Here is a 7,474-nt window from a genome sequence, read left to right as displayed (position 1 = left end):
AAAATCCAAGACCTCGGTATCCAATCGCTACCCACTACTATGATCTACAACACAAGGGCGAACAAATTCGCAAAGCTGGCGCAGTGAAGTGGGACAGCGAGGACATGTTGACCAGTTTAAGAGACGTACAATAACATGAGCGAATACGGATTTTGGTCGTTAGTTCCTCCTCTGGTAGCCATCCATGGCTTACGCACCAACAGGTATTTCTATCCCTCACCCTAGGCATTTGGATCGGCTGGGTTATCATCAATGGTGGCAATCCACTCTCTGGTTCCTTTGCTACACTCAATGCCTTCGTAGCTGTCTTCGAAGACGCTGGCAACACCCGCACCATTATTTTCACCCTGCTCATAGGTGCACTCATCGCTCTGATCCAACGATCTGGTGGTGTGGCAGGATTTATCGAAGTAGTCAAAAGTAAGCTCGGAAGAAACGCCCCAGAACCAAACACCAAAGCAACCGCCGACTGGTACAGATTTTTGCCTCACTCACGGGCATCATCATTTTTGTAGAATCCAACATCTCTATCCTCACCGTAGGCACGCTCTATCGTCCGATATTCGACAACCTCAAAATACCTAGAGAAAACTCGCCTACTTGGCAGATTCTAGTTCGGCTCCTTCCTGCATCATCTTCCCGTTCAACGCCTGGGCGCCTACATCATGGGGCTACTCGTGATGCAAGGATTTGACAAGCCATTTGCCACAATGATGCGTGCCTTGCCCTATAATTTCTACCCCTTTCTCGCCTTGAGTCTCGTAGCCTATGTAATCTTCACAGGTAAGGACTACGCCATGAAAAAAGCCGAATGCCAGTCGCCAAGAAGAGGGCAAGCTGATCGCTGATGGCGCTACTCCTATGATCTCAGACGAAGTGTCTATGCTCGATGCCAAGGCAAACATCGCACACCGCAGCATCAATATGATCTTGCCCATCACGACCATGATCGTAATGATGCCCCTCATGCTAATCTATACGGGATGGAGTGAGCTAGACACTAACCAAGGCGATTTCCTCAACCTGGCCTTGCGCGCCATGGGTCAGGGCTCGGGTTCTACCTCTGTGCTTACCTCCGTCGCTACGGCAATCTTGGTAGCCATGGGCATATACAAGGCGCAAGGACTATTGGGCATCAAAGAAATGGTAGATCTCTCTCTCAAAGGCATGTCGGGCATGGTCTCATTGGCCATTCTGATGGTATTCGCGTTTGCATTAGGAAGTCTGTGCAAAGAGCTGAAAACGGGCTTGTACGTAGCTGAAATTTTAAGGCTTGGCTTTCGCCAAACCTTGTGCCTGCCATCGTATTTTTGGTGAGCTGCTTTATTGCCTTTAGTACAGGTACCTCTTGGGGCACTTTTGCGATCATGATCTCTATCGCTGTGCCCATGGCACATGTGATGGGCACCGACCCTTCAGTTGGCCATAGCAGCCGCTATAGGCGGTGCGGGTATTTGGCGATCACTGTTCGCCCATATCAGACACCACTATCATCTCATCTATGGCTTCAGCCAGCGACCATGTAGACCATGTCAACACCCAACTGCCCTACGCCCTTACTGCCGGTGGTGCGACCTTCTACTATATCTAATCTTAGGTTTTTCGATATGAAATCACCCTATCAAATCACCACCCAACTCCACGTTAATGTAAGTAACTAAGAAACGAAATGTCAATTACAAAAGAATCCGAAGCTAAAAAATCAAGGTTTAAAGTCATTAAAAATTTGGCTGGTCACTGAGTTGGTAGAAGCCGACACGAAACACCTGAAAACATTTTAAACTACAGAGTTAGAAGCGAACAAAGAGTGGTTTTAAAAAACACCACAGTAGCTATAGAGACTTTTCAACTGTTGCTGTGGAATTGGACTTTAGTTGGAAATAAAAAGCTGTATCTCGGCTTTAATACTTGAGAAATGTGCTGCCAACCCTTCGAAGTCTTTGGCTTTGATCAGTTCCTTGTGAAGCAAAGAACTGCCCATACCCACACCTACAGCGCCTGCCTCAAAAAATGATTTGATATTGTCTATGAGCACACACCGCCCGTAGGCAATAACTTAATGTCGTTGAGTGGAGCCGATACATCCTTGATATACTGGACACCCAATTGCGTGGCTGGAAATACCTTGACTGCCGAAGCACCCAACGACCAAGCCTTATATATCTCTGTGGGTGAATACGCCCCTGGAAATATGGGTATTTGCTGCGCAACGGCACTTTTGATCACCTCTTCATCGATGATCGGCGTCACGATAAACTGCGAACCCGCATCGATGGCTTTTTTAAAATCTGAAACGGTGCAAACTGTACCAGCACCTACATTGAGCGCAGGAAACTCACTACGAATCGCTGCGATGATTTCACTTGCCCCTGCAGTATTCATAGTCACTTCCAAGGTATATAGACCAGCATCCAGATGCGCCTGCGCGATCCCTCTCACCGAATCTATATCCATTCCACGTATAATCCCTACAATAGGTGCTTTGTGGAAAGCTTCCCACGAAAATTCATCCTTACTATTCATGATATGTCAATATTTTCCTTTGTCCTGCCAATAAGGCTTCTTCCTGCACTTTTTCTCCGAGCAAAACCAATTGACCCGACGGTAAAAAAGTATTCAAAGCTAGACGATACAAGTCGAATATAGGACTAGCCGCAGCCATGACCACCTGCTGGTTCGTACCTTGCAGCGAAGCCAATTCGTCTCCAATCAGCAGGCCGCTAAGTAGATAATAATTGTCTTTTTTGTCCTGTCCATCAAGTATTTCCTTGGCTCTGATCTTAAACAAACTACTATTCATCTGACCTTGTAGTCCCAACTTCACGCCTTCTTCAAAGGCTCCTTGACGGTCGGCAGTCCATACACTGGCCGCTACCGAACTGGCCAGCAAACTCTGCTTAGTCAGGATGTCAAATAATTCGCCAGTCATATAGGTACTAAACACATGGTACGCTCCATCCGCGTAGTGAATATGTTTGCTATGCGTCCGGCGGCCAGCAAGATAGCTTGTTCATAATGCTGCAAATGACCCGCTAACCCAACGGCTTGAATTTCCTCCCCCCGCATCATGCTGTCTTGAGCTTTCACACCAGACACCAACAATATCTGTAAACCATTCAAAGTTAAGGACTCTGCCAAAAGGCTCTGCCCGTCAGCCGTTATAGGCAAAGAAGCGTACGCTAAATTTTTGAGTCCAATGTTTGCCGATGCCATACCACATGCTACGATTTGATATGCTCGACTTCCTTCTGGAAAATGAGTCAATTCCCTACTTAGATAATCAGCAAAAAACTGCAATTGGTCTCCTCCTCCTTGTGCTATATATTGCTCATGAAGCGACTTCACTCCTACAGACGTACGATGTTCATAACAAACCTTTAAAGTTTGGCTCTCTACCAATCTAAGTCTAAAATTGGAAGTACCCCAGTCACAGCTGATAAAGTATTCTGATACGCTCATGCGTTTATAGTGCTTTGGTTACTCGCTTTCTGATTAGGTAATCATCAAGTGCATAGTTTGAGCAATCTACACCAATACCACTGTTTTTGATTCCGCCGTGTGGCAAATAAATATCGAATTTCAAGCCATTGAGGTGGACTTCACCAAAAGCCAAATGTTCGATGAAATAGTTCAAATTCTCTTCCTTTTTAGAATACACATAAGACGCCAATCCTGCATCTGTGTTGTTGGCCAACTCGATCACTTCTTCCTTGGTTTTGAAAGGCACAATGATGGCTACTGGCCCGAAAATTTCTCTCTTGCAAAATCGCTGCCTCTTGGTTGTCCAAGCGGATCGCTGTGGGTTCAAAGTAATAACCTGGACCTTCTTTCGGCTTGCCGCCAGTCACTAGTTTTCCCCCTTGATTCTGAGCTTCTTTCACGAGATGTGATACTTTCTCCACAGACCGTTGGTTGGTCAGCGGCCCCATATCTGGCTTATTTCTCTACCAAATCCCACTTTTGCGTTTTCGAATTTCTCAGCCACACCAGCTGTAAAAGCATCGATTACCGACTCGTGAATGAAAAAGCGATTAGGTGCCACGCAGATTTGACCTGAGTTACCCATTTCAAGGCCGCACCATGGGTGATCGCCAAGTCCAAGTCCGCATCATCAAACACGATGAAAGGGGCATTGCCACCGCACTCCATGCTATAGCGCTTGATCGATGTTTTACTGCTCTGCTCGATCAGCTTTTGTGCCGTCTCTGTAGACCCGATCATGGTGATCAGGCTAGGTATTTTGCTTTCACAAAGCGGTATCCCTACGTTTGGCAGGTCCCCACATATCACGGTGATTACCCCTTTCGGGAAACCGATTTCCGCACAAATTTCGCCTATGATATAGGCTGATACTGGCGAAAATTCTGAAGGTTTTAAGATCACACTACATCCCGCTGCGAGTGCTGGACCTAATTTGAATCCTAAGTTGAGCAGAGGGAAATTGTATGCCAAAAAGGCAACCGACACTCCCAAAGGCTGCTGCACAATACGGTGCTCATGGGTTCCTTCTTTGTCTGCAATCGGAATATCCTGACGATTATTCATCTCGTCCGAATAGTACTGTAGCGAATTGGTAATACTGGTCAAATCCTCTTCAGACCCTTCCCAAGTTTTGCCCATTTCGTACATGATACTTTCACGAAGCAAATCACTGTTTTCTAATAACTTATCTCTGAGTTTGCCAATCCATTCCTGGCGCTCAGCCAAAGGCAGTTTTGACCAATAGTCAAATCCTTGCTTTGCACTTTTCGAGTGCCAATTCAGTATCTTCTTTGCTCGCCCATGCGATGGTGGCGATAGCTGTTTGTCCGCAGGGCAGATTACTTCAAAGGTTTTTCCATTAGAAGCATCTCTCAATTCTCCGTTTATGTAAAGTTTTTTATTCCGAATTTCAACGACTGATTCATCTTTAATTTCTTCTTTAAATAAATATTTCTCTAATGCTTGATCACACACTTCCACGCCTAAGCCAGGATGTATCAGGCACGTGCAAAATTCCTTTTTCGATCAGCAATTCATGTTTCGTTACTTCGTCTCTGAGTGCGTTTTCTGTGCGGTCTGGTTCCATTGTTGGTAGGTCGTCCATACGTCCTGCCAGGGTTTTTGTCCAAATTAAGGCCACAAAATGTGCCGCAAGCATCTGATCGCGGTCCATGTGCCCCAGTGAGTGCCGGCGCCGGCAGCTCCTTGCTGTACACCTGTGCCAGCGTGGCGATACGCTTGGCTTCTGTGCAGTCCACCAGCCGCGCATATATCAGGCTGTCCGATATCCACACGTTCGTTTTCCAACAAGCGCTTAAAAGCCAAATTTAAGATATTCGCATGCTCCCTCCTCCAATCGGGATATTTGTTTTTTCTCTAGAGCTTTCGATAGCCTTCGTCATCCTCAGGAGACACTGGCTCTTCGAACCAGCTGATGTGCGTACTGTTCTGCCGCAAGCGAAAGTTTAGAGTGCCTGCTTGGTATGAATATGCATGGTTCGCGTCGTATCATCAACCTCATCTCTGGCCCTATCGCTTCTCGAATGGCTTTGATGTACCTCAAGTCCTCCTCGATACTCAAACCCACTTTCATTTTCAGTGGCTTTGAAATCCCTGCCGCTTGTATAGCAAAGCTTCGTCTACCAATTTTTTTTCTAAATCTGCTACTCTCTCGAAACACAAATCCCGTCAGCATCGGGCTCTATTTTTGGGTTTTTTACGCCTCCTCAGCAAAACAGATACTGGCTAATCCAGCAGCTTACCTTTGATATCCCACAATGCGATATCGATGGCACTGATGGCCGCTTCCGAAGATGCCACTTCTGGCCTAATCCATCGATCGTGGATACATCTCTTGCCACACATTTACATGTCAGTAACATGCTATTGATGAGAATAAGAGTTACCCTTGACTTAATACATCACAGCCGTACCGCCCAGCCGTAGGTTCCCATATTCTAAGGTAATATTTGACGATGCAAATTTTACGTGTATCGTATTGCCATTGAGAAAAATAGAACGGCATATATTCATTTGATGAAAAATGAGCGAATGGTTCAATTTTAGCTATTTTCATGGTACTATCTTCTAATAATTGGCATATCCAAAGTGCAAAATGACAATGATAGACACTATTAGTCCTGCTAATAAAAATTTTGAATGGCTTTTGGGCATTATACCATCTCCCCTCTGTACGCCCAGTATATTTACTAATGACTAGTGCCAGCCCTGAAGAATGGCCAACCGATCACAGGACCTAATTCCCCATGAGCGCTAGCATTGTCCATATACGCCAAGCGCGGCAAACCAAAATGCACCTGCAAGAATAGCCCACTTATAAGCCTTTGCCACTATTGGATACGGTTAAGACCCACGAATTATTTTTAACCAATAAGAATAAAGCGTAACCGCCATTCATAGCAAACGCTCCGATGGTACAAACCCAAGCCACAAACTTGCAGCTCCGGAGGGCCTGCAATTAATTGCCATTGCTATGTCTGCTACAGGTGCTGCGTCTCAAAAAAGCACGTTTGGGAGTGCGACAACTCCCACTAGCAACTTAGAATGGACGAATGTATACCTTGATCAACTTCCCTGCCTTTGACCATGCCGTCTCTTTTTTGTTTTCACTGTCACCTTCTGTGTATAGTTGTGATCAATAGCCGCCTTTGACAATTGTAACACAATAAGTTGTTGATGGGGAAGCTTTGGTTGATTCAGTCACTTCCCATCGAATTGAAAATAAATGAAATCGTAAAAACTACCAGGTAAAAGCTCACTCCCCATAGCAATACCGTATGTAATGGAAATACCCTCTACTGCTTACACTTAACTGGAAAAAAATGCCAATACCCACAAAAAACCATAGAGCATGGCAGATGAAAGCGCAGCATTGTCCGTCTGTGCTATGACATGGAATCAGTACTAGCACTACAATAACGCCCATACCATGGGCACGAAGATCATAGCAGCAAATGAGTGAAGGAGCCACCATGCCCCTTCCATTTCAGAGGAGCGATCCTTCATCCCTAGGCAAATGTACACTTTCAAAAGTGTGAACAACAGAGGATAAAGGGTAAAACAAATTCCATTTCAATTTTCTTTTACAAAAAAACTAAATCAGGAGGCAAAGAGGTTGGTTTAATTTACCCGTTGTCTGCCCTATTTTACCCCTAAACCTTCCCTTAATTATCCTCCACCATTCGCCAGACAAACTCGTTAACCAGCTCAAAGCCAGCTGTTTTAAAGCTTATCATACTTCTCTGAAGCTTACTTATAGTGTTTTTCGGTAATTTGTTCGGTGGTGCAGCGTTCCTTGATTTACGCTCCTCAATATTGATAACTGAATTGTACCTACCATGTAGCAAATTTCGGTCACGGCCTAATAGTCTTGCACAGAGAATCGCGAAGCGTTTCTTATTCTTACTTCATTCAAAAATTGGGTAAACGACTTTCATAACCTAAAAACCAGAAGAAATTCGTGATCATACCG

General features: G+C 45.1%; 15 protein-coding genes and 1 pseudogene. 4 read left to right on the top strand and 12 right to left on the bottom strand.

Translation table 11 applies throughout. The features are described from left to right. The first annotated feature begins 152 nt into the window (after positions 1-152). Complete coding sequence (locus N7U62_RS22775; protein WP_264140480.1) at positions 153-515, top strand: hypothetical protein; 363 nt, start codon at positions 153-155, stop codon at positions 513-515. A 156-nt stretch (positions 516-671) separates the two neighbouring features. On the opposite strand, the gene N7U62_RS22770 is transcribed toward N7U62_RS22775, so the two are convergent. Beyond that, a complete protein-coding gene (locus N7U62_RS22770) occupies positions 672-968 on the bottom strand; it encodes a hypothetical protein (RefSeq protein WP_264140482.1) in 297 nt (98 codons plus the stop codon). On the opposite strand from N7U62_RS22770, the gene N7U62_RS22765 reads away from it, so the two are divergent. The 3 genes from N7U62_RS22765 to N7U62_RS22760 are packed head-to-tail and all read left to right on the top strand — an operon-like array spanning position 958 to position 1,591. Further along, entirely contained in the window at positions 958-1,317 is a 360-nt protein-coding gene (locus tag N7U62_RS22765; protein WP_404818045.1) for a Na+/H+ antiporter NhaC family protein, read from the top strand. The two genes, N7U62_RS22770 and N7U62_RS22765, sit on opposite strands and share 11 nt — an antisense overlap. Continuing rightward, the gene (locus N7U62_RS23315; protein ID WP_404818044.1) at positions 1,293-1,526 is read left to right on the top strand and encodes a Na+/H+ antiporter NhaC family protein; all 234 of its coding nucleotides are present in this window, start codon (positions 1,293-1,295) and stop codon (positions 1,524-1,526) included. Before N7U62_RS22765 ends, N7U62_RS23315 begins: the two co-directional genes overlap by 25 nt. Further along, a complete protein-coding gene (locus tag N7U62_RS22760) occupies positions 1,502-1,591 on the top strand; it encodes a hypothetical protein (RefSeq protein WP_264140479.1) in 90 nt (29 codons plus the stop codon). Before N7U62_RS23315 ends, N7U62_RS22760 begins: the two co-directional genes overlap by 25 nt. A 279-nt stretch (positions 1,592-1,870) precedes the next feature. On the opposite strand, the gene N7U62_RS23125 is transcribed toward N7U62_RS22760, so the two are convergent. The 11 genes and pseudogenes from N7U62_RS23125 to N7U62_RS22710 form a co-directional block, all read right to left on the bottom strand. Then, entirely contained in the window at positions 1,871-2,035 is a 165-nt protein-coding gene (locus N7U62_RS23125; RefSeq protein WP_318840757.1) for a hypothetical protein, read from the bottom strand. Beyond that, positions 2,026-2,523 (bottom strand): bifunctional 4-hydroxy-2-oxoglutarate aldolase/2-dehydro-3-deoxy-phosphogluconate aldolase, encoded by a 498-nt coding sequence (locus N7U62_RS22755; RefSeq protein ID WP_318840756.1) that lies wholly within the window; start codon positions 2,521-2,523, stop codon positions 2,026-2,028. The genes N7U62_RS23125 and N7U62_RS22755 overlap by 10 nt, the downstream gene beginning before the upstream one ends. Continuing rightward, a complete protein-coding gene (locus tag N7U62_RS22750; RefSeq protein ID WP_264140478.1) occupies positions 2,516-2,929 on the bottom strand; it encodes a 2-dehydro-3-deoxygalactonokinase in 414 nt (137 codons plus the stop codon). Before N7U62_RS22750 ends, N7U62_RS22755 begins: the two co-directional genes overlap by 8 nt. Next, on the bottom strand, positions 2,926-3,459 hold the full coding sequence (locus N7U62_RS22745; RefSeq protein ID WP_264140477.1) for a 2-dehydro-3-deoxygalactonokinase: 534 nt from the start codon (positions 3,457-3,459) through the stop codon (positions 2,926-2,928). Before N7U62_RS22745 ends, N7U62_RS22750 begins: the two co-directional genes overlap by 4 nt. Before the next feature lie 4 nt (positions 3,460-3,463). Then, positions 3,464-3,808 (bottom strand): aldehyde dehydrogenase family protein, encoded by a 345-nt coding sequence (locus N7U62_RS22740; RefSeq protein WP_264140476.1) that lies wholly within the window; start codon positions 3,806-3,808, stop codon positions 3,464-3,466. Between the two features lie 37 nt (positions 3,809-3,845). Next, positions 3,846-3,929 (bottom strand): annotated as a pseudogene (locus N7U62_RS22735) (hypothetical protein); the annotation flags it as partial. Then, complete coding sequence (locus N7U62_RS22730; RefSeq protein ID WP_264140475.1) at positions 3,917-4,066, bottom strand: aldehyde dehydrogenase family protein; 150 nt, start codon at positions 4,064-4,066, stop codon at positions 3,917-3,919. The gene N7U62_RS22730 and the pseudogene N7U62_RS22735, both read right to left, overlap by 13 nt. Further along, positions 4,006-4,956, bottom strand: a complete 951-nt coding sequence (locus N7U62_RS22725; protein WP_264140474.1) for an aldehyde dehydrogenase family protein — start codon at positions 4,954-4,956, stop codon at positions 4,006-4,008. The genes N7U62_RS22730 and N7U62_RS22725 overlap by 61 nt, the downstream gene beginning before the upstream one ends. After that, positions 4,949-5,155 (bottom strand): hypothetical protein, encoded by a 207-nt coding sequence (locus tag N7U62_RS22720; RefSeq protein ID WP_264140473.1) that lies wholly within the window; start codon positions 5,153-5,155, stop codon positions 4,949-4,951. The genes N7U62_RS22725 and N7U62_RS22720 overlap by 8 nt, the downstream gene beginning before the upstream one ends. A 231-nt stretch (positions 5,156-5,386) precedes the next feature. Next, on the bottom strand, positions 5,387-5,677 hold the full coding sequence (locus N7U62_RS22715) for a beta/alpha barrel domain-containing protein (RefSeq protein WP_264140472.1): 291 nt from the start codon (positions 5,675-5,677) through the stop codon (positions 5,387-5,389). A 50-nt stretch (positions 5,678-5,727) separates the two neighbouring features. Continuing rightward, positions 5,728-5,847, bottom strand: coding sequence for a hypothetical protein (locus tag N7U62_RS22710; RefSeq protein WP_264140471.1), 120 nt, complete (start codon positions 5,845-5,847; stop codon positions 5,728-5,730). Positions 5,848-7,474: the final 1,627 nt, after the last annotated feature.

The sequence above is a fragment of the Reichenbachiella ulvae genome, from assembly GCF_025833875.1.
Lineage (GTDB): Bacteria > Bacteroidota > Bacteroidia > Cytophagales > Cyclobacteriaceae > Reichenbachiella > Reichenbachiella ulvae.
This window is presented reverse-complemented; position numbering and strand designations above follow the sequence as displayed.